This window comes from Actinomadura gamaensis, assembly GCF_042652125.1.
GTDB classification, from domain to species: domain Bacteria; phylum Actinomycetota; class Actinomycetes; order Streptosporangiales; family Streptosporangiaceae; genus Spirillospora; species Spirillospora gamaensis.
This window is the reverse complement of sequence record NZ_JBHSIT010000008.1, coordinates 93,556-120,313: the sequence shown is the minus strand read 5'-3', so window position 1 is coordinate 120,313 and position 26,758 is coordinate 93,556. Positions and strand designations below refer to the sequence as shown.

Sequence of the window (26,758 nt, the reverse complement as noted above, 5' to 3'; positions counted from 1 at the left end):
CGAGGTCGCACCCTCGTTCCGTCTCCGCGACAGGAACGCCGTGGCGCCCCAACCCCGAACAGCCCGGTGGCTGGCTGCGGCGTGGGGGTCGCGGCGTGGCGGGTGTCTGGTTGGGGCGGGTGGAAATGGGCTGTCTTCGGGGCCCTGGAGAACCTTCCGAAATCGCACCCACGCTGGGTAGCCGAATGGATACATTAGGCGACGGTTCTTCTGCGATCGTGGGGAGTGGTTGTGAAGTACCTGATCTCTGGTGTTCTCGTGGGAGCGCTCGCCGCCGGGCTGGCCGCGGCGCCCGCGGAGGCGAGCGCCGACGATGGAGGGTTCGCCGGATCGACGAGCCTGCGGTTGACGGTGTCCTATCCGGCGAACACCCTCTCCGGCACGCGGACGGTCGTCCTGTCGTGTGACCCGGCCGGCGGGTCGCATCCGCAAGCGGCGCGCGCGTGCGCCGACCTGAGGGCCCACCACGGGGCGGTCGATCATGATCCGGCGGAGGGGATCTGCCCGATGATCTACCGGCCGGTGATCGCCCGGGCCGTCGGACGCTGGCACGACCGGGCCGTCAGCTTCCGGCGGGAGTACGGCAACGACTGCCTCATGCACGCGCGTACTGGAAGCGTCTTCGCGTTCTGAGCCGTCGTGCTGGAAGGAAGTTCGCGTTCTGAGCCGACCCATCGGACGGCGTGAACGGCCCGGAGGATCCGTCCGGGCCGTTCGGCATATCCGGCGGATCGCTGGGTAGGGCGCGCTCGCGACGTGACGGGGCATGCGCGCGAACGGGAGGTACCGGCGATGTCTTCTGGAATACCTCGGGTGAGCGACGTGATGACGGCGCGTCCGCGGTCCCTTCCCCGCGACGCCACCCTGCACGAGGCGGCCCGGCTGATGCGGGACGAGGACATCGGCGGTGTCCTGGTCACCGTGGCCGGACGCCTCTGCGGCATGGTCACCGACCGGGACATCGTGGTGCGCGCCCTCGCCGAGGACCGGGACCCCCGCATCATCTCGCTCGGGGAGGTCTGCACCGCCGACCTGGCGACCGTCCGGCCGGACGACGACACCGCCACCGCCGTCCGGCTGATGCGGGAGCGGGCCGTCCGGCGGCTGCCCGTCGTGGACGAGTCGCGGCGTCCGGTGGGGGTCGTGTCGCTCGGCGACCTCGCGATCAACGACGGGCTGACCGCTCCGACGCTGGAGGAGATCTGGCGGGCGCCCCCCAACGTTTAGGTCGGCCGGCGCGTCAGTAGTGGCGAGGGGATACCGTCGGGAGGGTGCCAGCCACCACCGTCCTGACCGACCGGCTCGCCGTGGAGATCGCCCGCCTCGGCATGGTCGGAGAATCCTCCGATGTGGGGACGCTCAGCCGCGTCGCCGAACTCGCCGCGCAGGCGATCCCCGGGTGCGCCGGAGCCTCCGGCGTGCGCTGGGCCATGCCGGACGAGAGCTCCCCCGGCGAGGCTCCCGAACCGCTCGCGCACGCCGCGAGCCATCCCGATCTCGCCGAGATCACCGACCGCCAGCTCGCCCGTGGAAAGGGTCCGGTCTTCGACGTCGTCGCGACCCGGCGTCCGCTCGCCGCGGACGACGTCCTCGCCGAGACTCGCTGGTCGGAGGCCACGTCGGACATGCTCCGGCGCGGCGTCCGGTGCTTCAGCACGACGCCGCACGACCACACCTCGCCGGTGCTGGTGACGCTGACCCTGTACGGCGTCACACCGGGCGCCCTGGCGCCGGGCCAGCACGCCCTGGCCGCGCTCCTCGCGGCCCAGGGCAGCGCCGCCGTGTCCAACACCCTCCAGTACGACGAGGTCCACCGCACGGCCGCCCAGCTGAGGGAGGCCGTGGAGTCCCGCGCCGTCGTCGACCAGGCCAAGGGCATCCTGATGCACGCCCTCGGCTGCGACGCCGACCAGGCGTTCGCCGAGATGCGCCGCATCTCCCAGACCCGCCACCTCAAGCTGACCGCCCTGGCCCAGCGCATAGTCGGCGGCCGCGGCGTCTCCTGACCCGCCAGACAGACTCCCGCAGCACCACACCAGCCCTCCGCCACCCTCAACGAACCCGCAGCCACCGCCGGGCTATGGGAAGCCCCTTCCCATAGCCCGCGCCCCGGCCGTCCTCTCCGCCTCTTCGCATGCGCGCATGACCTCGTCCGGGCGGACGGGGATCAGTGATCGACATCGCAGTCGTTCGCGGCGGCCGAGCCCCCGGCCGGTGGCACGGAAGCGGGGCGGGTGGAAGGCCGGGGGACGGAGGGCGTGGCGGTGAGGTGATGATCACGTTGGAGGGGGTGGGGGTGGGTAGGAAGGGGTGCATGGGCTGGTGGAGAGCGGGGTGCCGGGTGCGCGGAGGTTGAGCGCGGGGCCCCGTGGGGGTATTGGGATGGGTGGGGCCGGTGGTGATGTTCGGGGGCGGGAGGGCCGTCTCCGTACAGCGAGGGCCATTCCGGGAATAGGCTGCGAAGGTCGGCCGGAGGGCCGTGCCGGCGGTCGGCCGGTGCACGGCCGATCAGAGCGTGCGTCGTCGAGGACAGGAGGGGTTCGATGCCCGAGCAGCTCGACCCCGAAAGCGTGCTGCGCGAGGTCGCGGGCCTGGAGGAGCGGATCGAGGAGCTGCGGCGGTCCGCCGGGCTCCCGGACGCGGACGCGCGGGCGACGCTCGACGCGGCGATGGTCGAGCTGGAGCTGGCGCTCGCGGCGCTGCGGACGATCGGCGGGGAGCAGAGCGGCGCGCCCGGACGGTCCGCCGCGACCGAGGACGAGCGGCGCGTCCTGAAGACGGTCTTCACCGACGCGCCGGTCCCGCTGTTCCTGCTCGACCGGGACGGCGGCGTCCGGCGGGTGAACCGGCAGGCGGCCGAGCTGCTCGGCACGTCCACCGGGTACGTGTCGGGCAAGCAGTTCACGGCGTTCTGCGACCTGGCCACGCGCGCGCCTTTGCGGTCGCAGCTCGCGGCCGTGATCCGGACGGGGCGGCGCTGCCGCGTGCCGGTCCGGTTCCTCGGCGGTGAGCGGCCGGTGGACGCGATCGTCACGCTGGCGCGGGTGTGGATCCGCGGCGAGCCCGATCCGATGGTCGTCGCGGTCGCCGGGCCGGCCACCACGCCGATCCGGTTCTCGGCGACCTCGGAGCCTGCCGCCGAGCGGGAGGTCGAGGCGGCCTCGACGGCGCGCGTGCAGGCGGCCAGGGCCGCCGAGGCGTCCGCGAAGTCGTCCGGCGTGTCGACGACGGTCGGGGTGGACACCTCCGGGGACGAGGCGATCGCCTCGCTGGTCCACCGGATGGACGTGCTCGGGGCCGTCACCGAGATGCTGCTCGACGAGCCGGTGTTCAACGAGACCGTCGCGGTGCGGCGGTGCGCGCGGCTGCTGGCGACGGAGCTGGCCGAGTGGGTGTTCATCGACCTGGTCCCGCAGCGGAAGGCCGAGGGCGGCGGGCAGCCGGGGACGGCGCGGAACGGCGACGCCGACCCGCTGCGGTACGTCGTCATGGGCCCGGAGGACGAGGCCGCCGAGGAGGCGGCGCGGCGGTTCTCGGAGGTGGACCCGGCCCCCGGCACGCTGCCCTGGACGGTCTTCGAGAGCGGCCAGAGCGCGCTGCGGGCGCACGCCGACGAGCCGGACCTGCTCGGGACGTGCCCGGACGGGCAGCCCGTGCTGAGCCTGATCGGCGCGACGTCGGTGCTGTGCGTGCCGGTGACCGACGGCGACGCGACGATCGGCACGATCACGCTCGGCGGCAGCGGCGAGCACGGCCCGTTCTCGCTGCTGGACCTGTCGGTCTGCCAGCGCATCGGACGGTACCTGGGGCTGGTCGTCCGGGCGGCGCGGCTGTACCGGCGGCGGGCCGAGGTCGCGGCGACGCTCCAGGCGAGCCTGCTGCCGCGGACCCTGCCGGAGATCGAGGGCGTCGAGCTGGCCGCCCGGTACACCTCGGCGACGCACGGCACGGAGGTCGGCGGCGACTTCTACGACGCGTTCCGCACCAAGGACGGCTGGGGCCTGGTCCTCGGCGACGTGTGCGGGAAGGGCGAGGACGCGGCGGCGGTGACGGCGACGGCCCGGCACGGCGTCCGGCTGGTGTCGCGGTGGCGGACGCATCCGGCGGAGGTGCTGGCCGCGGTCAACGAGGCGCTGCTGACCGAGGACCGGTTCGTCACGGCCGTCCTCGCGGGGATCACGCCGCGGGGCGAGGGCGTCCGGGTGACGCTCGGCATCGCGGGGCATCCCCCGGCGATCGTGGTCCGCGCGGACGGCGTGATCAGGACGGCGTCCCGGGGCGGCGTGCCGCTCGGCCTGTTCGAGGATTTCGAGGCCGGGCTCGACACGCTCGACCTCGCGCCGGGCGACACGCTCGTCCTGCACTCCGACGGCGTCCTGGAGGCGTGCGACGTCGGCCGCCGCCAGTACGGGCAGGCCCGGCTGCTGGAGACGCTGGCCGCGCACGCCGTGGAGCCGGTGGACGAGATGCTCAGCGCGGTCGAGCGCTCGCTGCTCGACTTCTGCGACGGCGACCTGCGGGACGACGTGTCGATGCTGGCCCTCCGCGTCCTGCCGCCGTCCCTCAACTGACCCGCTGACCGGCGGGCGGGAGCGAGAGGCAAAACCGGACGGGCCGGGGCGACAGTGTCGCTCCGGCCCGTCCGATCGAACGCGCAATTGATCGAGTGCGCGTCGAAGCCGCGCCGCGGGTCGCTCAGTAGGCGCGGCCGAAGATGACGCGCTTGCCGTACGCGGACGGCTGGCCGCACTTGACGCAGGCGCCGGTCTCCTCCGGGGCGTCCATGGGGATGACGCGCGGGGTGGCGGCGGTGTCGGCCTTGATGTCGTCCTCGCACTCGGCGCGCCCGCAGTGGAAGGCGCGGGCCCAGCCCTCGGCGACCTGGGCGGCGAACGCGTCCCAGGTGTCGACCGTCGCGGTGTGCTCCTCGCGGAACGCCTCGGCGCGGGCGAGCAGGAAGGACTGGAAGTCGGCGAGGATGCCGGGCAGCAGCTCGGGCACCTTCTCCAGCGGGATCTGCTCCTTGCCCTGGCCCTCCACGGCGGGCAGGCGGCGGGCGAGGGTGGCGACGCCGTTCTCGATGTCGCGCAGGCCGAGCTCGATGCGGACGGGCACGCCGCGCATCTCCCACTCGTTGAACTTGAAGCCGGGCGAGAGCTGCGGGCGGTTGTCGTCGACGTGCACGCGGATGCCCGTGGCCTTGATCGCGCCGGCGAGCCGGCGGGCCTCGGCGGCGGCCCGCTCGCCCTGCTCCTTGCGCCCGATCGGGACGATCACGACCTGGTAGGGCGCGAGCCGCGGCGGCAGCACCAGGCCCTTGTCGTCGCCGTGGGTCATGATCACGCCGCCGATCATGCGGGTGGACATGCCCCAGGACGTGGTGTGGGCGAGGGTGAGCCTGCCGTCCTCGTCCTGGTACTGGATCTCGAACGCCTTGGCGAAGTTGGTGCCGAGGTAGTGCGAGGTGCCGGCCTGGAGGGCGCGGCCGTCCCGCATCATGCCCTCGATCGTGTAGGTCCGGACGGCGCCGGCGAACCGCTCGCCGGGGGTCTTCTCGCCGGCGACGACGGGCATCGCGGCGAGCTCGCGCGCGACCGAGGCGTAGGCGTCCAGGGCCCACATGGTCTCGCGCATGGCGTCGGTCTCGTCGATGTGCGCGGTGTGCCCCTCCTGCCAGAGGAACTCGGTGGTGCGCAGGAACATGCGGGGGCGCATCTCCCAGCGGACGACGTTCGCCCACTGGTTGAGCAGCAGCGGAAGGTCCCGGTGGGAGTCGATCCACTTGGCCATGTACTCGCCGATGACCGTCTCGGAGGTGGGCCGCACGACGAGCGGCTCCTCCAGCTGCTTGCCGCCCGCGATGGTGACGACCGCGAGCTCCGGCGAGAACCCCTCGACGTGCTCGGCCTCGCGCTTGAGGTAGGACTCCGGGATGAACAGCGGGAAGACCGCGTTGTCGTGCCCGGCCTCCTTGATCCGGCGGTCCAGGTCCGCCTGGAGGAGCTCCCATACCCGGTACCCGTACGGGCGGATGACCATCGTGCCGCGCACCGGGCCACGGTCCACGAGCTGCGCCCGGACGACGAGCTCGTTGTACCAGGCGGAGAAATCCTCGCTCTGCGGCGTCACACCTTCTCGACTCACGCCCCCAGGGTACTGACGCCGGGCACCAGCGAATAACTCAATACCGGCGGCGCGTCCGCACCGTTATGGTCGGCCGCATGCGCTGGTCACGAATGTTCGTCCCGACCCTGCGGCAGGATCCGGCGGACGCGGACGCGCCGAGCCACCGCCTGCTGCTGCGCGCGGGGTACGTCCGGCAGCTCCACGCGGGGCACTATTCGCTGCTGCCGCTGGCGGTGCGGGTGCGGGCGAAGGTGATCGGGATCGTCCGGGAGGAGCTGGAGCGGATCGGGGCGCAGGAGATGCTGCTGCCCGCGCTGCACGCGGCCGAGCCGTGGCGGCGGTCCGGACGCTGGGATTCGGTCGGGCCGGAGATGTTCCGGCTGACCGATCGGCGGGGCAACGAGCTGGCCCTCGGCATGACGCACGAGGAGATCTTCACGACGCTCGGCCTGGAGCTGACCTCGTACAGGCAGCTCCCCCAGCACTGGTTCCAGTTCCAGACCAAGTTCCGGGACGAGCCGCGCCCCAAGGGCGGCCTCATGCGGGTGCGCGAGTTCACCATGAAGGACGCCTACTCCTTCGACATCTACCAGGCCGGGCTGGACGCGTCGTTCGAGGCGTACCGGACGGCCTACCTCCGGATCTTCGAGCGGCTCGGGATTCCGGCGATCCCGGTGGAGGCGTCGAACGGCGCGATGGGCGGGACGGGCTCGACCGAGTTCGTCCGGCCGGCCGACGTGGGCGAGGACGCCGTGGCGCACTGCCCGTCCTGCGGGTACGCGGCGAACGTCGAGAAGGCGACGTCCCGCCTGGCGCCCGTCGCCGACGAGGACGGCCCGGACGCGCCGGAGCCGTTCGACACGCCCGGCGTCCGGACGATCGAGGACCTCGCCGCCGGGTACGGCGCGCCCGCCGACCGGCAGATCAAGACGCTCGTCCACGTCCTGGACGGCAAGCTCACCCTCGTCCTGCTGCGCGGTGATCATGCCCTGCATGAGCAGAAGCTCGCCGACGCGACCGGCGCGAACGACGTCCGGGCCGCCGAACCGGACGAGATCCGGGACGCCCTCGGCGCGCTGCCCGGCAGCCTCGGCGCGGTCGGCGTGACGAGCCTGCCCGTCCTCGCGGACGAGGCGCTGCGCGGCCGCCGGAACATGTTCACCGGCGCGAACCGCGACGGCGTCCACCTGCGCGGCGTGGACGTGGCGCGCGACATCCCGTCCGCGACCTGGGCGGATCTGCGCGAGGTGGCGGCCGGCGAGCCGTGCCCGGCCTGCGGGACGCCCCTGGAGGTCTTCACGGCGCTGGAGGTCGGCCACATCTTCAAGCTCGGCGACCGCTACACCCGCGCGCTGGACCTGGCCGTCCTCGCGGCGGACGGTGGCCGCGTCCACCCGCTGATGGGCTGCTACGGCATCGGGATCGAGCGGGCGATGGCCGCGATCGTGGAGGCCCACCACGACGAGCGCGGGATCGTCTGGCCGGAGGCCGTGGCGCCCTTCGCGGTCGCCGTCGTCCCGGCCCAGACCGACGATCCGGAGGTCGGCGAGACGGCCGAGCGCCTCTACCGCGACCTGCGCGCCGCCGGTGTGGACGCCGTGATCGACGACCGTCCCGAGCGGGCGGGCGTGAAGTTCCGCGACATCGAGCTGACCGGAATCCCGCACCGCCTGACCGTGGGGCGCCGGAGCCTGGCCGAGGGCGTCGTGGAGCACACCGTCCGGGCCACCTCGGAAACCGCGAAGCTGCCGGTCGCCGAGGCCGTCCCGCACCTGTCGGCCTTGCTCGGAGCGGCGAAAACGAGTTGACCGGGGCCGCCGCGCGTCCGGAGACTCGGGTCCCATGGGTCACGTCGAGGTCGGGCATCTCAGCCACACGCTGCCGGACGGGCGGGTGCTGCTGGAGGACGTGTCGTTCCGGGTCGCGGACGGCGTCACGGCGGCGCTCGTCGGGCCGAACGGGGCCGGGAAGACGACGCTGCTCCGGATGATCGCGGGTGATCTCGCACCGCAGGAGGGCTCGGTCGCGCACAGCGGCGGGCTCGGCGTCATGCGGCAGTTCGTCGGGAACGTCCGGGACGGGTCGTCGGTCCAGGACCTGCTGCTGACCACGGCGCCGCCCCGGCTGCGGGACGCGGCGGACGTGCTGGAGGCCGCCGAGCTCGCCATGATCGAGAAGGACGACGAGCCGGCGCAGATGCGCTACGCCGAGGCGCTGGCCGGGTGGGGCGACGCGGGCGGGTACGAGGCCGAGGTGCTCTGGGACGCCTGCACGGTCGCCGCGCTCGGCGTCCCCTTCGAGCGGTGCCGGTACCGGGACGTGTCGACGCTGTCGGGCGGGGAGCAGAAGCGGCTCGTCCTGGAGGCGCTGCTGCGCGGGCCGGACGAGGTGCTCCTGCTGGACGAGCCGGACAACTACCTCGACGTGCCGGGCAAGCGCTGGCTTGAGGAGAGGCTGCGCGAGACGTCCAAGACGGTGCTGCTGGTGTCGCACGACCGGGAGCTGCTCGACCGGGTGGCCGACCGGATCGTGACCGTGGAGGCCGGGACGGTCTGGATCCACGGCGGGCGGTTCGCGACGTACGCCGAGGCGCGGCGGGACCGGAACGAGCGGCTGGAGGAGCTGCGCCGCCGCTGGGACGAGGAGCACGCCAAGCTCAGGGCGCTCGTCCAGATGATGAAGAACAAGGCGACCTACAACGACTCGATGGCGTCGCGGTACCAGGCGGCGCAGACGCGGTTGCGGAAGTTCGAGGAGGCCGGGCCGCCGGAGGTGCCGCCGCGCGACCAGAGCCTCAAGATGCGGCTGCGCGGCGGACGCACCGGGAAGCGGGCCGTGATCTGCGAGGACCTGGAGCTGACCGGGCTGATGCGGCCGTTCGCGGCCGAGTTCTGGTACGGCGAGCGGATCGCGGTGCTCGGGTCGAACGGGTCGGGCAAGTCGCACTTCCTGCGGCTCCTCGCGCACGTGGCGGAGGTGCTGCCGAGGGGCGCGACGCCGGTCGAGCCCGTGGCGCACACGGGCGTCGCGCGGCTCGGGGCGCGCGTGGTGCCGGGCCTGTTCGCGCAGACGCACGCCCGGCCGGACCTGGCCGGGCGGACGCCGTGCGAGATCGTCATGACCGAGCACGCGCGGCTGCGGAACGACGCCATGAACGCGCTCGCCCGGTACGAGTTGCAGTACTGCGCCGAGCAGCCGTTCGAGACGCTGTCGGGCGGCCAGCAGGCGCGGTTGCAGATCCTGCTGCTGGAGCTGGGCGGCGCGACGCTGCTCCTGCTGGACGAGCCGACCGACAACCTCGACCTCGCGAGCGCCGAGGCGCTCCAGGAGGGGCTGGAGTCGTTCGAGGGCACGGTCGTCGCCGTCACGCACGACCGGTGGTTCGCGCGGTCCTTCGACCGGTTCCTGGTGTTCCGGTCGGACGGTTCGGTCACCGAGTCGCCCGAGCCGGTCTGGGACGAGCGCCGGGTCGTCCGCGCCCGCTGAGCCTGCCGCGTCTTCCTAGCGGCAGGCTCAGCGGGCGCTGAAACCGTCGGGGCATCTGCGGCGTCTCTATAGGGTGCTTCGGTGCGAGTTGTGGTGACAGGGGCGGCCGGGTTCATCGGGGGCCGCGTGGCGCGGGCGGCGGCGGAGGCCGGGCATGACGTGCTGGCCGTGGACGCCCCCGGCCGCGCGCTCGCGCCCGCGACCGCCCGCCGCAACTGGGACGCGCTCCCCCTGGAGAAGGCCGAACTCGACCTGGCGTCCGCCGATCTCGCGCCGCTGACCTCGGCGGACGTGGTCGTCCACCTCGCCGGACGGCCCGGGATCCGCTCGTCGTGGGGCGCCGAGGAGGACATCCGCCGCGACAACGTCCTGGCGTCCCGGCGCGTCCTCGCGGCGGCCGGTGGACGGGTGGTCGTGGCGTCCAGCTCGTCGGTCTACGGCTCGGCCGGACGGGACCGCCCGACCCGCGAGGACGACCCGCTCGCGCCCGCCAGCCCGTACGCGGCGAGCAAGGTCGCGGTCGAGCGGCTGGCCCGGCGGCGGCCGGAAACGGTCATCCTGCGCTACTTCTCGGTCTACGGCCCCGGGCAGCGTCCCGACATGGCGTTCCACCGGTTCGCCGAGGCCGCGCTGGCGGGGCGTCCGCTGCCGGTGTTCGGCGACGGCCGCAAGGCCCGCTCGTTCACGCACGTGGACGACGTCGTGGCCGCCACGCTCGCCGCGATGTCGGCCACGACGCCCGCCGGGACGGCGATCAACGTCGGGCATCCGGAGCCGGTGACCGTCCGCGAGGCGATCGACCTGCTCGGCCGGATCCTGGGCGTCCGGCCGGAGATCGAGAGCGCCGCGCCGGTCGCCGGGGACGCCGACCGCACGTGGGCCGACCCGTCCCGCGCCCGCGACCTGCTCGGCTGGACGCCCCGGATCGCGCTCGCGGACGGTCTCGCCGACCAGATCGCCTGGCACCGCGCCAGCACCCTGGCGCCCGCATGAGGCATCGCGCGGCGTACTTCGCCTTCGACCTGTTCCCGTCCACCAAGGGCGCGGCGGTGCACATCGCGCAGATGGCGGACGAGCTGTTCACCCATTTCGGCGGCGGCCTGCTCGGCGTGACGGGCGGCGGGAGCCTGCCGTCCCGGCAGGTCGAGGGCGACCGGGAGATCGTCCGGTTCGGGGACGCCGTGCCGAACCTGCTCGGCCGGTTCGAGGCGTTCTCGGCGTGGGTGGCCGGGCACGTCGCCGCGCACGCCGGGACGCTGGAGCTGTGCCACGTCCGGGACCCGTGGGGCGCGCTGCCCGTCGTGTCCGCGCCGGACCGCCGGTACCGGGTGGTCTACGAGGTGAACGGGCTGCCGTCGATCGAGCTGCGGCACACGCGGCCGGGCGTCCCGGAGCGGACGCTCGCCAAGATCCGCGAGCTGGAGCACCGGTGCCTGCACGCGGCGGACGCGATCATCGTGCCGTCGCGGGTGAACGCGCGGGCCGTCCGCGCGTACGGCGTCCCGGACGAGAAGATCACGGTCGTCCCGAACGGCGCGGACGTCCCCGAGCCGCGTCCCAGACCGGAGGACGCGCCCGGCCGCTACATCGTCTACGTCGGCGCGCTCCAGCCCTGGCAGGGCCTGGACGTGCTGCTGCGGGCGTTCGCGCGCCTCGCCGACCTGGACGACCTGCGCCTCGTGATCTGCTCGTCGGTCCCGGCGCGGCGGGCCAAGCCGCTGCGGCGGCTGGCGCGGCACCTCGGCGTCGAGGACCGGATCGAGTGGCGGTTCACCGTCCCGCATGCGCAGGTCGCGGCCTGGCTGGAGCACGCGGAGCTGTCGGTCGCGCCGCTCACCGCCTGCGCCCGCAACCTCGACCAGGGCTGCGCGCCGCTGAAGGTGCTGGAGTCCATGGCGGCCGGGACCCCGGTCGTCGCCTCCGACCTGCCGGTGGTGCGCGAGCTGATGGCCGACCGGGAGCACGGACGGCTCGTCCCGGCGGACCGTCCGGCCGAGCTGGCCCGGGCCGTCCGGGTGCTGCTGGAATACCCGGACCTCGCCCGCGACCTGGGCGCGCGCGCCCGCGAGCACGTCGCGGGGACGCTGACGTGGGCGGCCTCGCGCGCCCGCCTTGCGGAGGTCTACCGTACGTTGTCCGCCCGACCCGTCGATCGGTGGTGACGCATGTTCTGGCGTAAGCAGCGCCAGGCGTTGGAACGCCTGCATCCCCTGCACCGGCAGCTCGTGGAGGAGCACCGCTTCTCCGCGACGCTCCCCGCCACCGACTGGTCGGCGCTGGTGGCGAGCCTCGCCCGGCACGAGCAGTCGATCAAGCGGCACAAGTGGCGGCTGCCGGCGCAGGCGCACGCCGTGGTCGTCCCCATGCTGCGGATCCTCCAGGAGGACATGGAGCCGGGCGCGCCGCTCGGCGTGACGGCGGACCTGCGCGGCCCGCGGGTCGCCGACAAGCGCGGGCCGTCCCGGCGGCTCCCGGTGCAGCGGCCGGTCCGGTCCGCGACCGAGACGGTCTTCACCGACCCGTGGTTCGTCGCCCGCGCCGAGCTGCGCGACGGCAGCGTGCTGGACGTGGCGGTCGTCGAGCGGCTGCGAGTGCGCAACGTCGTCAAGACCAGCCGCAGCGGCAAGACCAAGCACAAGTCGAAGTCGAAGACCGTGCGGGTCGTCCAGGCGACGCGGCGGCTGCCGAAGGGCATGCCGGTCCGGCGGCCGGAGCCGCCCGCGCCGCCGTGGCTGGCCGTGCGCGTCCAGCAGAAGGACAACGGCCGGACGGTGCTGCGCTCGTCGGCGAAGCTCCGGCCCGGCGCGGACGCCGACGCGCCCGCGCAGATCCTGACCGTCACGGGCGAGCTGTTCCGCTGGACGCCCGCCGCGCCGCCCGCCTCCGCGGCGTCCGCGCCGGCCCCGAGGAGGACCCGTTGACCACGCCGCCGATGCCGCCGATGCCGGGGACGCCGCCGCAGCCCGGCCGCCCGGTCTTCTGCTCGGTGCTCACCGGGTTCTTCGTGCTGCGCCGCTGCGAGCGGTACGCCGCCGCGCCCTGCGCCCGGTGCGGACGGCCCGCCTGCCCGCACCACCTCGGCCACGACGGCCGGTGCCCGGAGTGCGCGGGCCACCTGAGCCGGAACCCGTACGACCGGAGCTGGACGCACGGCTACCGGCGCAGCCACTACCACCACACGACGACCGTCTACGGGAACGACGGCTGGTACTCGTCCTTCGACCAGTACGACCGGGACTCCTTCGAGCCGGGCGGCGGCGGGGGCGGTGACGGCGGCGAGTGGGCCGCGGCCTCCGGCGACTTCGGCGGCGACGAGTGGGACGGCACCGACACCGGCACCGACACCGACACCGGCACCGGCTCCGACGACTGGGACTCCGGCGGCGACGACGGGCTCGTGGACAGCTGATGGCCCGCGTCCTGTGGCTCACCGAGCACTATCCGCCCAGCAAGGGCGGCATGTCCGAGTCGTGCGACCGGATCGTGCGCGGGCTGCGCGCCGCCGGGGTGGAGATCGACCTCGTCCATCTCACCCGGCGCGAGCTGCCGTGGGACGTGCGGCGAGAGGTCGGCGGACGGCGGGTCACCGCGCCGCTCGGCACCGACCCCGAGCACGCGCTGCGCCGCCTCTGGACGCAGCTGACCGCCGCGCGCATGACCGCGTACACGCACGTCGCCGCGTTCGGCGGGGTGTTCGCCACGCTCGCCGCGCCCGTCCTCGCGGCGCTGCTCGACGCCCCGCTGATCACGCTGCTCCGGGGCAACGACATCGACGTGGGCCTGTTCTCGATGCGGCGGCGCGGCACGCTGACCGACGCGCTCCGGGCGTCCGCGCGGGTCTGCGTGGTCGCGCGCTCGCACATCCCGCTGGTCCGAGCCCTCGCGCCCGCGACGGACGTGACGTTCGTGGCGAACAGCGTGGACACCTCGTCCTGGGAGCTGCTGCCGTCGGAGCGGCGGCGCGCGGACGGGTGGCGGGCCGCGAACGTCGCGGGCGGCCTGCGGACGCTCGGCGTGATCGGGCAGCTCAAGGCCAAGAAGGGCGTGGACCTCCTGCTCGACGCGCTCCCGTCCGACGCGTTCCACCTCGTCCTCGCCGGTGAGGTGGACGAGGCCGTGACCGCGCGGCTGGACCGCTTCGCCCACTCGGTGCTGCCGTTCCAGGAGCGCTACGACCTCCCGGCCGTGTACGCGGCGTGCGATCTGGTCGCGCTGCCGTCGTTCTACGACGGAATGCCGAACGTGGCGCTGGAGGCCGCCGCGCTGGGCGTCCCGCTGCTCTGCTCGGACGCGGGCGGCCTCGCCGACGTCGCGGACGACGAGATCGGCTTCACCTTCGCGGCGGGCGACGCGGACGGCTGCCGCGACGCGGTCCGGCGCGCCCTGGCCGCCTCGGACGCCGAACTCGCCAAGCTCGGCGCGGCCGGGGCCGAGCGGGTCCGCCGCGATTTCACGCCCGCCGCCGAGACCGCCGGCTACCTGCGCGTCCTGACCGAAACGTCCCGAGACGCGAGCGGCGCCGCAGGAACCGGATGAGCGGGTGATCGCCTGCTACGCGCGCGGCGCGGGCCTGGGGCATCTCACCCGCGTCCGGGCGGCGCTGCGCGCTCTGGGCCGCGAGGACGAGCCGGTGGCGCTCGTCTCCGGCTCCCCGTTCGTCCAGCGCGGCGCGCCCGGCTGGGACGTCGTCCCCTCGCTGGACGACGTGCGCGCTGACGAGGTCTGGATCGACGCCTTCCCGGCCGGGATCAACGGCGAACTGGAGATTCCGGACGGCCGGCGCGTCGTCCATCTGGCGAGGCTGCTGCGCTGGCCCGTGTACGAGAAGCTGCTGCCCGCCGTCCGCCCGAGGTTCGACGTCACGTACGTCTGCGAGCCTCTCGCGCCCGCGCACGAGGCGTTCCTACGCGACGTCTCGGACGAGTTGAAACCGCTGAAGCTGGTAGATCCGCCTGCGCGATGCGACGTTCAGGTGGACGGGTGGCTGATCGTCCATTCCGGCCCGGACGACGAGATCCGCGAACTGGTCGGCTACGCCCTCGACATGGCCGCCGCCGAAGGCGCGAGCCCGACGTTCACGCTCATCGCGCCGAGGCGTCCGGACGGCCTTCCCGCACAGGTCGTCCACCACGACGTCTATCCGGCCTGGCCGCTCGGCGCGCGGGCGGAGCGGATCGTCACGGCGGGCGGGTTCAACGCCGTCCGGCAGTTCGCGCCGTGGCGGGAACGGCACCGGATCATGCCGTTCCCGCGCCGCCTGGACGACCAGTTCGCGCGCGCCGCCCGCGTCCGCGCCGAGACCGGCCTCGAAGACGTCGGCCTCAGAAGTACTTCGGGTACAGGTCCCCGGCCGGCCACCTCGTGACCGCGTTCGCCGCCTTGTGCAGCGCGCCGTCGATGTCGCCGTAGGACGGCTGATCGCCCTCCTGCCGCTGGTCGAACAGCACGGCCCAGGTCAGCCCGTCGAAGCGGCGGACGAGCAGGGTGCTCGTCCCGGCGAGGCTGCCGTCGTGCCAGGTGTTGCGGCCGCCGGTGACGGGGCGGACCATCCAGCCGGTGCCGTAGTACCAGCCGTTCGCGTTGATCCCGGTCTCCGGCTTGGCGAACGCCCGCGCGATGGACGCCGCGTTCAGCACCGACGTGCCGCCGTCGTAGATCTGCGCGAACCGGGTCAGGTCCACGGCGGTCGAGAGCCAGCCGCCGTGCGCGTCCATGTTCTCGATGTTGAACCCGCCGTACGGGAACGGCACCTGCCTGCCGCTGTTGTCGTAGACGGTCGTCCCCTTGTACGAGGAGTAGTAGGGGACCTCGCCGGCGGCCTTGGTGAGGCCGTGCGCGAGCTTCATCCGCTTGATGCCGCGCGGGCCGAGCACCTTCTGCTGGACGTAGGTCGCGTAGCTCTGCCCGGAGACCTTCTCGATGATCCGGCCGAGCAGCAGGAAGCCGTAGTTGCTGTAGGCGTAGGTCGAGCCGGGCTTGTGGTCGAGCTTGCGGCCGGACTCCCACTTCATGATGTCGGCGCGGCTGACCGGCAGCTTCTTGTGGAGGGCGCGGGCGATCGCCGCGTCCTGGAACATCGGGTCGGGGGAGATGTCGCGGTCCCAGCCGCCGAGGTGCTGGAGCAGCCGCAGGACGGTCACGTCCTTCAGCCTGGGGTCGGCCGTGGTGGGGAGCTTCAGCAGCGTCGCGACCTTGTCGGTGGGCTTGAGCCTGCCCTCCTGGATGAGCCGCAGGACGGCGGTCGCGGTGATCGGCTTGGAAACGCTCGCGATGCGGAACAGCGAGGTCGGCTGCGTCTTGAGCGCCGCGTCCGAGCTCCAGGTGTAGCCGCGCGCGAGCAGCAGCTTGCCCTTGCGCGCGACGGCGAGCTGGCCGCACGGGATGTTCCGCGCCTGCATGAAGCTCTTCACCGTGGAGTCGAAGCCGCCGAGCCCGGCCAGCGCCTGGCCGGTCACCTTCCAGGTGCGCGTCGCGGCCACCGAGGACGCGTCGTGGGAGCCGCCGCCCTCGCCGCACGCGGCCAGCAGCGCGGGCCCGCCCACGCCGAGGGCCGCCAGCCTGCCGAAGTCCCTTCGCCTGAACGCCGGAGTTTCCATGGTTCGCGACCGTAGCGCACGTTGATCGCTTATGTCGGCCCGTTGGAAGATCATCCGTTCAGCGGCCGGTGCAGCCGACCTGTTCAGCGGCCGGTGCAGGTGACCTTGGGTTCGGGCTGGTAGACGGTGTGGAAGCGGTCGCGGCGGACCGTCCGGCCCTGGCGCGTCAGCGTCCGGTACACGTCGATCTGGAAGCCCGGCCCGCCCGGCATCGGGACGCAGCGGCGGCTCGCGTCGCGGAACGTCCCGGCCCGCGTGTACCGGTACCGCTTGGACGAGGCGGTCCTCACCTCGTACCTGGGCGCGCCCCACAGCGAGACGGTGAGCGAGTCGCCGGTGACCTCGGCCTGGATCCGGACCGGGGCGCCGGAGTCGTTGCGCCACACGAAGTCGAGCGAGGGCCAGGCGACGGCCGCCTCGCGGCCCTGCGGGTACTCCGGCATCCACAGCGTGTGCGGGTGCGACTCGCTGATCTTGAGTCCGGCCTGGAACACCGCGTTCCAGAGCGTCGCCGAGACCTGGCAGATGCCGCCGCCGAGATCGTCCACCAGCCGGGACCCGACGATCGTCGGCGCGGGCACGTAGCCGCGCGCGGCGCTGCGCGGGCCGACGACCTTGTTGAACGAGAACGCCTCGCCCGCCCTCACCACGTGCCCGTCGATCGCCTTCGCGCCGAGCCGGATGTTCCTCACCCGGGCCTCGCCCGGCTTGAACTTCGTGGTGTAGCCGGCGAGCCGCTGCGAACCGTCGCTCGGTCCGGACGAGACGGGCCGCGCCCGGCTGGAGTCGGCCGGACGGCGCTCGCCCGACCCGGCCGCGTCGGTGCCGCCGTCCGCGGCGACGAACCCCGCGCCGAGCGCCGCGGCCGCGACCGGGACACCGGCCAGGACGGGCCACCATCGGCGCATCCGCTGCCGCTTCTCCGGACGCCTCCTCCGATGCCGAACCATGACCGGGCCCCACCCCCAAAAGTGGACAACCCGGCCAACGTTACGCACAGATCACGGCCGGGTGCCCACTTTCGGACGACCCGAATGAGATAGATCACGCGCGGTAAACCAACGGCCCTCCCCGGCCGTCGCCATCACGTCTCAGCAGGTCAGATCACCAGGCCCGGACGATGGTCTCGGGATTGAACACGGGACTGGTGGCGTCCGCCGGAAGCACCTCCAACGGCCGCGCGATCTCCTTTTCGGTCAGGCCCACACGGTCGGCCAGGGGACGCAGGAAATCGAGGTCGAAGCCGTAGACGCGGGCCGCGTTCCCGGCGACGATCCGGTTCAGCTCGTCCGCCGGGACGTCGTGGAACGACCGCCGCAGCGCCTCGCGGCTGTAGGGGAAGGTGCCCTCGTCGTGCGGGAAGTCGCTGCCCCACATCAGCCGGTCCACGCCGATCTCGTGCCGCAGCGGCGTCTCGGACGGCTTCATGAACGTCGCGCCGACCACGCAGTTGCGCGCGAAGTACTCGCTCGGACGCAGCGACAGCCCCGCCACGGCCGGTCCGCCGAACTTCGCCTCGGCCGTCGCGTCCCCGGAGCGGAACCGGTCGAAGTAGTAGTCCAGCGTGGTCAGCACGTTCGGGATCCAGTCCGCGCCCTGCTCGGTCAGCACGAGCCGCAGGTTCGGGTGGCGCTCGAAGACGCCCCCGAAGATCAGATGCCAGAGCGCCCGGTGCGCGTACCAGCTCACCTCCACGATGAAGACGGCGAGCGCGACGGGGTTCGGCTCCAGGCCGGGCGCGCCCGTGCCGCCGTGGTGGTTGACCGGCAGGCCGAGCTCGGCGCAGGTCCGCCAGAGCGGCTCGTAGACCGGGTCGTACAGCGGCGGGACGGGCGCGCCGGGCGCGACGCCGGGCAGCAGGACTCCCCCGCGAAGGCCCGCCTCGTGCGTCCGGCGGACTTCCGCGACGGCGTCGTCCACGTCGTTCAGCATGATCTCGGCGACCCCCGCACGGCGGCCCGGCGCCTCGGCGCAGAAGTCGGCGAGCCAGCGGTTGTGCGCGCGGCAGCCCGCCCAGCGCAGCTCGTACTCGGCCGCGGACGGCAGCGGCGCGGTCAGGTTCCCGGACGGGAAGAACGGCGGGATCGTGTTCGGGAACAGCACCTCGGCGACGATCCCGTCCTGCTCCAGCTCGCGCAGGCGGCGGGCCGAGTTCCAGTTCCGCTCGGCCTCGGGCGCCTGGAGGTCGGCGAACGGGTTGACGTACGCCTTCGCCCAGGCGTCGAACTCCTCGTGGTAGCGCGACTCCAGGTAGGGCCGGTAGTCGAGCAGGTCGGCGCCGGCGTGCCCGTCGGCGGAGATCACGATCATCGCGTGCCTTCCTTCCGCGCCGCGCCTTCCTTCCGCGCCGCGCCTTCCTTCCGCGCCGCGCCTTCCTTCCGCGCCGCGCCTTCCTTCCGGGCCGCGCCCACGACGGCCGGGACGTCCGGGCCGGTCAGCCAGTGCCGTCCGGTCTCGCGCGCCCGGTCCCACACGGACGTGTCGGCCTTGTCCTGCCCCAGGTCGGACGGCCTCGGACCGATGCGCTCGGCGTGCGGACGCAGCCGTGCCACGTCGAAGCCGTAGTTCGCGGCGGCCGAAAGGCCGAGCATCGCGCGCGTCTCGTCCACCGGGATGTCGGAGAAGGCGTGCACGAGCCATTCGCGCGTGTGCGGCCACGTCCCCTCGGGATGCGGGAAGTCGTTGCCCCACAGCAGGTTCCCGACGCCCACCTCGTACCGGTGGGACAGCTCGCGGCGCTTCGGCGTGGACATCCCGAGGAAGCAGTTCCGGTCGAAGTACTCCGACGGCCGCATCCTCATGTGCTCGCCGAACGAGGCGAGCTTGCGGGTGCCGTGCTCGCGGTCGAACGCGACGTCCATCTGCCAGAGCAGGTTCCCGGCCCACCAGACGCCCGCTTCGGTGACGCCGAACCGCAGATCGGGATGGCGCTCGAACACGCCCGTCCAGATGAGGAACCACAGCGGACGCGCCGACCACCACGTCACCTCGGTGATGTAGAGCCCCAGGTGGGCGCCCAGTTCGTCGCGCGGGGCCGCGCCCACGTGGGTGTGGACGGGAAGCCCCAGCTCGGCGCAGGTCGCCCATACCGGGTCGTAGCACGCGTCGTGGTAGGGCGCTTGGCCGTGTCCCCAGATGGACGGGATCATGACGCCGCCGCGCAGGCCGTCCGCGTGCGCGCGGCGGATCTCGGCGACCGCCCCGGCGACGTCCCCGACGATCGGCGCGACGATCACGCCCCGGCGGCGCTCCGGCGACTCGCGGCAGAGCTCGGCGAGCCAGCGGTTGTGCGCGCGGGCCCCGGCGAGCGCGAGCTCCGGGTCGTAGTCGGAGCCGATCATGCCGAGGCCTGCGCCGAACGGGGCCTGCGTCCCGGCGGCCACGGCGTCCGCGTCCGGGAAGATCACCTCGCCGACGACGCCGTCCGCGTCGAGCTCGCGGTCGCGCCGGGAGGCGTCCCATCCGGCGCGCAGCTCCTCCTCGTGCTCGCCGAACCACTCTTCGGCGAACTCCTCGTTCTCCAGACCGAACTTGCGGCGGGCCTCGGCCATCGCCTCCTGCTTGGCGAGGAAGCCGTCGAAGGCCTCCCGGTAGGCCGGATCCAGGTACGGGCGGTACTCGGCGGTCGGCAGGCCCGCGTGCGTGTCGGACGAGATGATCAGGTACGGGTCGTCGGCCCGGTCGTCGGTCATGGCGCTTCCCGGAGGTAGGCGGGGTCGGAGCGGGTGAGCAGCGAGTCCGCGCGGGCGCGGACGAGCGCGTCGGTGCGGTCGCTCGGCGGCAGGATCCAGAACCGGTCCGCGCGGACGGCCTCGACGACCTGCTCCGCGACGTCCTCGACCGGCGTGAACTCGGGGGTCAGGCCGTGCGCGCGCATCGCCTCGGCGATCTCGTCGGCCGTGCGCGGCACCGGCCCGGCCTGGGCGCGGGCGTGCCGCGCGGGACGGTTCCGCTCGGCGGTGAAGATCCCCGTGCGCAGCATGTGCGGGCCGGGGAACAGCGCCGAGACGCCGATCCGCGTGCCGTCGAGCTGGCCCTTCAGGCATTCGGTGAGCGTGACGACGGCCGCCTTCGTGACCGCGTAGACGGCGGCGGACGGGATCGGCGCGATGCCGCCGTTCCCGGACGCGGTGTTGACCACGTGGCCGTCCTCGCCGGACGCGAGCATCCGGGGCAGGAACGCGCGGACGCCGTGCAGCACGCCGAGCACGTTCACCTCCAGCCCCCAGCGCCAGTCGCCGAGCTCCTGCTCCCAGAGCCACGGCGCGGCCGACGGCCCGACGCCCGCGTTGTTGCACAGGACGTGGACCGCGCCGTGCGTCGCGAAGACGCGGTCGGCGAGCGCGTCCATGGAGTCCTGGTCCGCGACGTCCGCCGCCAGGGCCGTCGCGCCGGGCAGTTCGGCGCGGGCCTTGTCGAGCGCGGCCTCCTCGACGTCCGCGAGGACGACCCGCATCCCGCGCGCCGCGAACGCCTTCCCGAGCGCGAGGCCGAGACCGCCCCCGCCGCCGGTGACCACGGCGACCCGGCCGTCCAGCTCACGCATCGAGCACCTGCATCGGGTCGTCGTACCGCTGGTGGACGAACGGCAGGACGGCCGCGGCGGGCACGCGCTCGACGATCCGCCCCTCCTGCGTGGACGTCCGCTCTTCCAGCGTGATCTCGACCAGGCGGCGGACGGGCAGGTCGGCCACGGGATCGAAGGGCGAATCGGTCAGCGTGACCGCGCCGTCCACGCGGCGCAGGGCGCGGGTCCGGCCGCGCCGCGTGCAGTGGACGAGCGCCGCGTCCGAGTCGAGGCCGTCGCCGTCGGGGGCGGGCAGGAACTTGAGGTAGAAGTCGAGGTTCTCGTGCGGCGGCGGAAGCTCCAGCTCCTCGCCGGCCGTTCCGGAGACCCGCACGAACGCGATCCCGTGCCGGGTCAGGGACGCCTCGACGCGGCCGTCCGCGACGGTCACCTCGACCTCGCCGAGCTTCTTCGGCTCGCCGAACACCTCCCGCCCGCCGATCAGCGCGCGCTCGGTCGTCATCGGCATGACCAGCGGATAGTCGCCCTCCTGCCCGTCGTGGACGGCCCGCACCGCCACCGACCCCGCGCCGAGCGCGTGGCCGCCGGGCAGGTCCACCCGGCTGATCACGGCCCGCACGAGGGGCCGCGGCGCGGGCTTGAGCGGTGGCGGGAGGACCTGCGCGGCGGCGTCCGGATCGGTCTCCCATACGGCGATCACCCCGGTGGACCAGACGTCCGGGATCCGGGCCGCCGCCTCCCGCGCGGCGCTCAGCTCCTCGGCGGATCGTGGACCGTAGCGGACGCGGCGCATCGTTCCTCCTCGGCGTCGGGAGTGTTCCGGCATCGAGGGCGCCGGGGCACTCTGTAACACCGTTACAGGGATCGGGCCGTCCGTCGAGACCCACCGCGGGACAGGTCTTTGTCACCTTGATCGGAGCATCGCGCAGTGTCACGGTCACTCTGTGGATGTCATCGGCGCCGGGTACGGACGGACCGGCACGCTGTCCCTGAAGACCGCCCTCGAACAGCTCGGTTTCGGGCCCTGCCACCACATGCTGGAGATGCGGCGGCCCGGCCAGCTCGAAGCGTGGCTGGCCAAGACGCGCGGCGAGCCCGTGCCGTGGGAGACGCTGTTCCCCGGCTACCGCTCGTGCGTGGACTGGCCGTCCGCCGCCTACTGGCGCGAGACGACCGAGTACTACAAGGAAGCGAAGGTGGTGCTGAGCGTCCGGGACCCGCGCGGCTGGGTCGCCAGCATGCGCAAGACGATCCTGGGCGAGCGCGCCAAGCAGGACCGGCCCGGGCGCAAGGCCCTGGTCCTGCTGTCGTCGGCGCTCGGCACGCGGCTCGCGCCGTTCGCCCGGATGACCTCGTCCATGCCGGGCACGCAGCACCTCGGCGAGCTCACCGACGACGAGCTCGCCGCCGAGTTCGAGCGGCACACCGCCGAGGTCGTGGAGGCCGTCCCGGCCGACCGGCTGCTCGTCTACGACGTGCGGCAGGGCTGGGACCCGCTCTGCGAGTTCCTGGAGGTCCCGGTGCCGGACCGGCCGTTCCCGCAGGTGAACGACACCGCCGAGTTCGCCGCCCGGTCGCGGCGCATGGTCCTGCGCATGGCGGTGACGCGGTAGCCGCCCCCGCCGGACGGCACAATGGGCGCGAGATGGAGACGCCCAGGCTCAGCCGCGACGCGGTGCTCGACACCGCGCTGCGGATCGTCGAGGAACGCGGCCTCGCCGCGCTCACCATGCGCGGCCTGGCCGCCGACCTCGGCGTGGCCGCCACCGCGATCTACTGGCACGTCGGCAACCGCGACGCCCTCGTCGCCGCCCTCACCGACCGCGTCCTCGGCGATCTCGGGGACCTCACCCCGCCCGGGTCGGCGGACGGGCCGCAGGAGCGGATCGTCGGCGTGGGGCGGGTTCTGCGGCGGCGGATCCTGGCGCGCCCGCACGCGATCGCGCTGCTGCACGAGCAGGGCCGGACGGCGGTGATGATGCGGCCGGCGCAACGAGCGCTCGCGGCCGAGGTGGCGGCGGCCGGGCTCGGCGGGGAGCGCGCGGCGACCGTGGTGCGGGCCGTCCTGCACCACGTCGTCGGGTTCGTCCTGCTGGAGCGGGCCGTCCAGCGGGGGCCGGAGCCGCACCCCGGCCCGGACGAGGTGTGGCGCGATCCGGACGGCGTCGATCCCGCGCTCGCCCACGAGCTGGGTCGCCCGCACGACCCGGACGCCCTGTTCGAAGTCTCCCTGTCCGCGCTGGTCAGCGGCCTGCTGGCAGCGGACACCTGAGCCCGCCGCGGCGGCGAGCGCCGACCGCCTGCGCCCGCTGCGGCGCCAGGTACCGGGCGAACGGGCGCCCGGTCAGCGGGCGCGGGCTCCGGCGCGGAGCCGCTCCGGGTCGATCTCGCGGGCCGGTTTGCGGCGCAGGTACTCCGCCTCGTACTGGTTCATCCGGCGCGTGTGCTCGCTGAACGCGTTGTCGGACCCGTGGCGCAGCGTGTCCATGCGGGTCGTGTAGAGGTGGTTCAGCTCGCGCAGGAGGTCGTCCTCGTCGAGCCGGCTCGGGTCAACACCGTTGGACCTGGGGTCCGTGGCTTGGGACATGGCGGTCTCCCTCCGCGCTTGTCGATCAGCACCGTCCCCACACCTACCCGGCCGCGCCCGGACGAACCGGAAGAACCCTTGCGCGGACGGAGGCACCTACCTAGCGTTTGCTCCATGACTGAGACGATCACGGTCGGGCACGTCCACGACGACGACCTCCCCTGGGTCCAGGCCGGCCCGGTAGGCCTCAAAGTGCTGCGCGCCTCCTCCGACACCTGGGTGGTACGCAACCGCTTCCCCGCCGGGTTCCAACTGCCAAAGCACAAGCACACCGGCGGGGTCCACGCCCATACATTCTCCGGCCGCTGGCGGTACGCCGAGTACGGCATCGACTATGTCGCCGGCACGTTCATCTACGAGCCGCCCGGGTCAGTGCATACCCTGATGGTGCTGGAAGACGACACGGAGATCCTCTTCGTCATCCAGGGAGTGTTCATCGAATACGCTCCTACGGAAGGCGAGCAGTCGGCTACCGTTGATGATGGGCGAGAGCCTTGGCGCACGCGCGATGACGGCGCGAGCGAGGATCGCAACATCGAATTCGACGAAACGGGACAGATCAGCGGGGTCGTGGACGCCGAGTCGACGCTGAACGCCTACCTGGCGCTCTGCGACGCCGCCGGTCTCCCGCGTCCGACCGGCATCCTCCGGTGATCTCCGAGAAGTTCCCGGACGACGGGTCCTACGAGCACGGGCATCCGGTCGGCCTCTACGCGGAGATCCGCGAGCGGAGCCCGGTCCGGCATCCGGCGCTGCCCCTGTGGATCGCCGGGACGCACGCGCAGGTGCAGCGGGTCGCGGCCGAGCCCGAGACGTTCCGGTCCCGGGACGGGATCCTGATCCCGGAGATCGGGCACGCCTACGACGCGCCGCCGACGCTCATGCACACCGACCCGCCGGACCACACCCGCTACCGCGCGCTGGTCGCGCCCGCGTTCCGCCCGGCCGTCACGCGCGGGCTCGCCGGCGCCGTCCGCGACCGGGTCCGCGCGCTGCTGGACGGCCTGCCGTCCGGCTTCGACGCGGTGGGCGAGCTGGCCGTCCCGCTGCCGCTCCAGGTGATCTGCCTGCTGCTCGGCGTCCCGGAGTCGGACTGGCCGCGGTTCCACCGCTGGACCGAGGCGGTCATCCCCGGCGTGTCCGGCCTGCCGGAGGACGAGCGGACCGCGCTGCGCGTCGAGTGCGGGTCCTACCTGCTGGAGACCGCGCACCGCCGCCGCGCCGACCCGCGCGACGACGTGATCTCCGGGCTGGCCCTCGCCGAGCTGGACGGGGACCGGCTGACCGACCTCGAACTGGTCATGTTCCTGATCCAGCTGCTCGTGGCCGGGAACGAGACGACCCGGCACGCGATCTCCGGCGGGCTGCTGGCCCTCGCGACGCACCCGTCCCAGTGGACGGCGCTGCGGGACCGTCCGGGCCTGCTGCCGACCGCCGTCGAGGAGATCCTGCGCTGGACGTCACCGGTGTCCTACTTCCTGCGCACCGCCGCCCGGGAACGTCCGGCTCGGGGACGCGGAGATCGCCGAGGGCGAGCACGTGATGCTGCTGTTCGGCTCCGCGAACCACGATCCGGCCGCGTTCGGCCCGGACGCCGACCGCTTCGACATCACCCGCGAGCCGTCCGCGCCCGGCCTGGCCTTCGGCCACGGGCCGCACTTCTGCCTCGGCGCGGCGCTGGCCCGGATGGAGATCCGCGTCCTGCTGGAGGAGGCGGCGCTGCGCCATCCGCGCCTGCCCCTGGCCGGGACGCCGGAATGGAACGGGTCGCCGATCGTGACGGGCCTCTCCCGGCTGCCGCTGGGAAGCGCCTTCCGCTAGTGCGGCTTGCGCGGGACGAAGACCTGGAGGGCGCGGGGCTCGACCGTGAACCGGACCGCCGGGGGCAGGTCGGTGACCTCGCCGTCGAAGGCGAGCTTGAAGCCGCCCGACCGGTCGGTGAGGTCCAGGCTGCCGCCCTTCCACGCCTTGTAGCCGGGCGCGACGTGGATGCCGCCGCCCAGGACGGACGCCAGCGCCCGCAGGCGCGGGACGCGGCGGCCGAGGTGGACGATCCGGATGTCGAGCAGCCCGTCGCTCAGGTCCGTCCGCCAGGTCGGGGCGGGCCCGCGCGAGTTGTAGACGCCGTTGCCGACGAACGCGAGCCAGACCTTGCGCGGACGGCCGTCGAGGACCATGTCGTGCGGTTCGAGATCGCGCAGGGTGCGGACGGTCGCGACGGCGAGCGCGGGCCACTTGCCGAGCCGTCCCTGCAGCTTCTCGCGCCGGTTGACCAGCTCGGTGTAGGCGCCGAAGCTGGCGGTGTTGAGGAACGTCACGCCGCCGGGCGAGATCCGGCCGACGTCCACCCGGCCGAGGAGCCCGTCCCGGTAGGCGGCCACGGCGTCGCCGGCGGTCTCGACGCCGAGGGCGCGGGCGAAGTGGTCGAACGTCCCGCCGGGGACGGTCAGCAGCGGCACCTTGTGGGTGATCGCGGCGCGCGCGGCGGCGTTGACCGTGCCGTCGCCGCCGACGACGGCGAGGGTCTCGGCGCGGGCGGCGGCCTGGTCCAGGACGGCGGCCAGGTCGCCGCCCGCCTCGAACCGGATGATCTCGGCGCCCGGCAGCTCGCGCTCCAGGATCCGCGCGACCGACTCGGCGCGGCTCGGCAGCCGGGAGTCGTCGCCGAGGTTGGAGCCGGAGCCCATGTTCACGACGGCGACGACGCCGCGCCCGTCGGGGTCGACGACGACCTGCTCGGTGGTGGTGTGCGAGACCTTCGCGACGGCCGGGCGGGCGGGCCAGGCCAGCCGGGTGCCGACGGCGGCGAGGACGCCGACCGCGGCGCCCGCCAGGACGTCGCCCGGATAGTGCGCGCCGGTGTAGACGCGGGAGAAGCAGACGGCGGCGGCGGCGCCCGCGACCGGGACGGCCACGGCGGGCGCGGCCTCCATGGCGACGCCGGCGGCGAACGCGGCGGCCGACGCCGAGTGGCCGGACGGGAAGGCGTGCGAGGTCGGCAGCTTCCACCGGATCCGGACCGGCGGGACGAGGTCGACCACCGGACGGCGGCGGCGGAACGCCTGTTTGCCGAGCAGGTTGACGACCGGGCTGGCCACGGCGATCCCGATCAGGCCGCGCAGCGCGGCGCGGCGCAGCCGGGGCCGGCCGGACGCGCCGAGCGCCGCCGCCGTCCCGAACCAGAGCAGGCCGTGGTCGGCGGCCCGGGAGAGCCGGGGCAGGACGTACTCCAGGCCGGGCAGCTCGGCCGTGGCGACCCGCTCGAACGCGTCCCGGTCCAGCCGGCCGAGCCGTGCCAGCGGTCCTCCGCCGCTGGTCGGGGCCCGACCCGTGACGGGGGGTGACATCCTCGGTGACGTACGGTGAGTCGCGCGCATGACTCGGGTATCCCCCGGGAGCCGGACATGATTCCCCGGAGATCACATCGGGACGGCC

The 26,758-nt window shown here is 73.7% G+C and carries 24 protein-coding genes and 2 pseudogenes; 17 read left to right on the top strand and 9 right to left on the bottom strand.

Annotation, left to right across the window (positions count from 1 at the left end; translation table 11 throughout):
* Positions 1-231: 231 nt before the first annotated feature.
* From ACFPCY_RS26350 to ACFPCY_RS26335, 4 genes are all read left to right on the top strand, one after another.
* Positions 232-633: an SSI family serine proteinase inhibitor gene (locus ACFPCY_RS26350; protein ID WP_378259514.1), complete on the top strand. Its 402-nt coding sequence runs from the start codon at positions 232-234 to the stop codon at positions 631-633.
* 180 nt (positions 634-813) lie between these two features.
* Positions 814-1,227, top strand: a complete 414-nt coding sequence (locus ACFPCY_RS26345) for a CBS domain-containing protein (protein ID WP_378259513.1) — start codon at positions 814-816, stop codon at positions 1,225-1,227.
* A 44-nt stretch (positions 1,228-1,271) separates the two neighbouring features.
* A complete protein-coding gene (locus ACFPCY_RS26340) occupies positions 1,272-2,006 on the top strand; it encodes an ANTAR domain-containing protein (RefSeq protein WP_378259512.1) in 735 nt (244 codons plus the stop codon).
* A 537-nt stretch (positions 2,007-2,543) separates the two neighbouring features.
* Positions 2,544-4,571: a SpoIIE family protein phosphatase gene (locus ACFPCY_RS26335; RefSeq protein WP_378259511.1), complete on the top strand. Its 2,028-nt coding sequence runs from the start codon at positions 2,544-2,546 to the stop codon at positions 4,569-4,571.
* A gap of 124 nt (positions 4,572-4,695) precedes the next feature.
* On the opposite strand, the gene proS is transcribed toward ACFPCY_RS26335, so the two are convergent.
* Complete coding sequence (gene proS, locus ACFPCY_RS26330; RefSeq protein ID WP_378259510.1) at positions 4,696-6,144, bottom strand: proline--tRNA ligase; 1,449 nt, start codon at positions 6,142-6,144, stop codon at positions 4,696-4,698.
* Between the two features lie 77 nt (positions 6,145-6,221).
* Between proS and ACFPCY_RS26325 the strand changes: the two genes are divergently transcribed.
* From ACFPCY_RS26325 to ACFPCY_RS26290, 8 genes are all read left to right on the top strand, one after another.
* Positions 6,222-7,934: a proline--tRNA ligase gene (locus ACFPCY_RS26325; protein ID WP_378259509.1), complete on the top strand. Its 1,713-nt coding sequence runs from the start codon at positions 6,222-6,224 to the stop codon at positions 7,932-7,934.
* Between the two features lie 34 nt (positions 7,935-7,968).
* Positions 7,969-9,612, top strand: coding sequence for an ABC-F family ATP-binding cassette domain-containing protein (locus ACFPCY_RS26320; protein WP_378259508.1), 1,644 nt, complete (start codon positions 7,969-7,971; stop codon positions 9,610-9,612).
* An 81-nt stretch (positions 9,613-9,693) separates the two neighbouring features.
* Positions 9,694-10,605 carry an NAD-dependent epimerase/dehydratase family protein gene (locus ACFPCY_RS26315; RefSeq protein WP_378259507.1) on the top strand — a complete coding sequence of 304 codons (912 nt, stop codon included), beginning with the start codon at positions 9,694-9,696 and terminating at the stop codon, positions 10,603-10,605.
* The gene (locus tag ACFPCY_RS26310; RefSeq protein WP_378259506.1) at positions 10,602-11,774 is read left to right on the top strand and encodes a glycosyltransferase family 4 protein; all 1,173 of its coding nucleotides are present in this window, start codon (positions 10,602-10,604) and stop codon (positions 11,772-11,774) included. Before ACFPCY_RS26315 ends, ACFPCY_RS26310 begins: the two co-directional genes overlap by 4 nt.
* A 3-nt stretch (positions 11,775-11,777) precedes the next feature.
* A complete protein-coding gene (locus tag ACFPCY_RS26305; RefSeq protein ID WP_378259505.1) occupies positions 11,778-12,533 on the top strand; it encodes a hypothetical protein in 756 nt (251 codons plus the stop codon).
* Positions 12,530-13,021, top strand: a complete 492-nt coding sequence (locus tag ACFPCY_RS26300) for a hypothetical protein (protein ID WP_378259504.1) — start codon at positions 12,530-12,532, stop codon at positions 13,019-13,021. The genes ACFPCY_RS26305 and ACFPCY_RS26300 overlap by 4 nt, the downstream gene beginning before the upstream one ends.
* Positions 13,021-14,148: a glycosyltransferase family 4 protein gene (locus ACFPCY_RS26295; protein ID WP_378259503.1), complete on the top strand. Its 1,128-nt coding sequence runs from the start codon at positions 13,021-13,023 to the stop codon at positions 14,146-14,148. Before ACFPCY_RS26300 ends, ACFPCY_RS26295 begins: the two co-directional genes overlap by 1 nt.
* Positions 14,149-14,152: 4 nt before the next feature.
* Entirely contained in the window at positions 14,153-14,977 is an 825-nt protein-coding gene (locus ACFPCY_RS26290) for a hypothetical protein (protein WP_378259502.1), read from the top strand.
* Here the strand turns inward: ACFPCY_RS26290 and ACFPCY_RS26285 are convergent.
* The 6 genes from ACFPCY_RS26285 to ACFPCY_RS26260 all read right to left on the bottom strand — a co-directional run bounded on the left by ACFPCY_RS26285 (position 14,934) and on the right by ACFPCY_RS26260 (position 21,529).
* Positions 14,934-16,208 (bottom strand): serine hydrolase domain-containing protein, encoded by a 1,275-nt coding sequence (locus ACFPCY_RS26285; RefSeq protein WP_378259501.1) that lies wholly within the window; start codon positions 16,206-16,208, stop codon positions 14,934-14,936. The genes ACFPCY_RS26290 and ACFPCY_RS26285 overlap by 44 nt on opposite strands.
* Before the next feature lie 83 nt (positions 16,209-16,291).
* The gene (locus ACFPCY_RS26280) at positions 16,292-17,116 is read right to left on the bottom strand and encodes a VanW family protein (protein ID WP_378259500.1); all 825 of its coding nucleotides are present in this window, start codon (positions 17,114-17,116) and stop codon (positions 16,292-16,294) included.
* Positions 17,117-17,312: 196 nt separating this feature from the next.
* The gene (locus ACFPCY_RS26275; RefSeq protein WP_378259499.1) at positions 17,313-18,518 is read right to left on the bottom strand and encodes an amidohydrolase family protein; all 1,206 of its coding nucleotides are present in this window, start codon (positions 18,516-18,518) and stop codon (positions 17,313-17,315) included.
* Positions 18,515-19,900, bottom strand: a complete 1,386-nt coding sequence (locus tag ACFPCY_RS26270) for an amidohydrolase family protein (protein WP_378259498.1) — start codon at positions 19,898-19,900, stop codon at positions 18,515-18,517. The genes ACFPCY_RS26275 and ACFPCY_RS26270 overlap by 4 nt, the downstream gene beginning before the upstream one ends.
* Positions 19,897-20,754: an SDR family NAD(P)-dependent oxidoreductase gene (locus ACFPCY_RS26265; protein WP_378259497.1), complete on the bottom strand. Its 858-nt coding sequence runs from the start codon at positions 20,752-20,754 to the stop codon at positions 19,897-19,899. The genes ACFPCY_RS26270 and ACFPCY_RS26265 overlap by 4 nt, the downstream gene beginning before the upstream one ends.
* Entirely contained in the window at positions 20,747-21,529 is a 783-nt protein-coding gene (locus ACFPCY_RS26260) for an acetoacetate decarboxylase family protein (protein WP_378259496.1), read from the bottom strand. Before ACFPCY_RS26260 ends, ACFPCY_RS26265 begins: the two co-directional genes overlap by 8 nt.
* Positions 21,530-21,680: 151 nt before the next feature.
* Here ACFPCY_RS26260 and ACFPCY_RS26255 point away from each other — a divergent pair, with 151 nt between their 5' ends.
* Both ACFPCY_RS26255 and ACFPCY_RS26250 read left to right on the top strand, forming a co-directional pair.
* A complete protein-coding gene (locus ACFPCY_RS26255; protein WP_378259495.1) occupies positions 21,681-22,349 on the top strand; it encodes a sulfotransferase family protein in 669 nt (222 codons plus the stop codon).
* Between the two features lie 32 nt (positions 22,350-22,381).
* Positions 22,382-23,008: a TetR/AcrR family transcriptional regulator gene (locus ACFPCY_RS26250; protein ID WP_378259494.1), complete on the top strand. Its 627-nt coding sequence runs from the start codon at positions 22,382-22,384 to the stop codon at positions 23,006-23,008.
* A gap of 72 nt (positions 23,009-23,080) precedes the next feature.
* Here the strand turns inward: ACFPCY_RS26250 and ACFPCY_RS26245 are convergent, their stop codons facing one another.
* Positions 23,081-23,323, bottom strand: coding sequence for a DUF6158 family protein (locus tag ACFPCY_RS26245; protein WP_378259493.1), 243 nt, complete (start codon positions 23,321-23,323; stop codon positions 23,081-23,083).
* A gap of 114 nt (positions 23,324-23,437) precedes the next feature.
* Here ACFPCY_RS26245 and ACFPCY_RS26240 point away from each other — a divergent pair, with 114 nt between their 5' ends.
* The 3 genes and pseudogenes from ACFPCY_RS26240 to ACFPCY_RS26230 form a co-directional block, all read left to right on the top strand.
* Complete coding sequence (locus tag ACFPCY_RS26240) at positions 23,438-23,977, top strand: 2,4'-dihydroxyacetophenone dioxygenase family protein (RefSeq protein WP_378259492.1); 540 nt, start codon at positions 23,438-23,440, stop codon at positions 23,975-23,977.
* Positions 23,978-24,204: 227 nt separating this feature from the next.
* Positions 24,205-24,666, top strand: a pseudogene (locus tag ACFPCY_RS26235) (cytochrome P450 family protein); the annotation flags it as partial.
* Between the two features lie 169 nt (positions 24,667-24,835).
* Positions 24,836-25,144: pseudogene (locus ACFPCY_RS26230) on the top strand (cytochrome P450); the annotation flags it as partial.
* On the opposite strand, the gene ACFPCY_RS26225 reads toward ACFPCY_RS26230, so the two are convergent.
* A complete protein-coding gene (locus ACFPCY_RS26225) occupies positions 25,141-26,670 on the bottom strand; it encodes a bifunctional phosphatase PAP2/diacylglycerol kinase family protein (protein ID WP_378259491.1) in 1,530 nt (509 codons plus the stop codon). The pseudogene ACFPCY_RS26230 and the gene ACFPCY_RS26225 sit on opposite strands and share 4 nt — an antisense overlap.
* Between the last annotated feature and the right edge of the window lie 88 nt (positions 26,671-26,758).